We start from the raw sequence: 346 nt of genomic DNA on the forward strand, positions 1-346 counted from the left end.
CGCGCTGTTCCTCTCGCCGCTGTTGCGCGCCTGGGCGGGGTTGCCGCCCGCCGTTCGCCGCCGGCTGGCTCTCGCCGAACCCGTCGCGGTGCCGCCCGGGCGCCGGCGATTCCTGCGGGCGCGCCTCGACGAGCGCGGGGCGGTCGTGCCGATCGGCGGCACCGGGTCGCATCTAGTGACCGCGATGGCCGCGGCGGACGTGCTGATCGACCTGCCGCCGCAGTTCGGGGATCTGCCCGCGGGCGCGCTCGTGGATACCGTGGAGCTATGAGCGAGCTCAGCCACCTCGACGCCGACGGACGCGCGCGCATGGTCGACGTCGGCGCGAAGGCGATCACCCGACGGG

General features: G+C 75.7%; 1 pseudogene. It reads left to right on the forward strand.

Annotated features, from left to right (window positions below):
• A pseudogene (locus tag FJ658_RS03605) lies at positions 1–271 on the forward strand (molybdopterin molybdenumtransferase MoeA); the annotation flags it as partial.
• Positions 272–346: the final 75 nt, after the last annotated feature.

Source organism: Schumannella sp. 10F1B-5-1, from assembly GCF_006517535.1.
Classification (GTDB): domain Bacteria; phylum Actinomycetota; class Actinomycetes; order Actinomycetales; family Microbacteriaceae; genus Schumannella.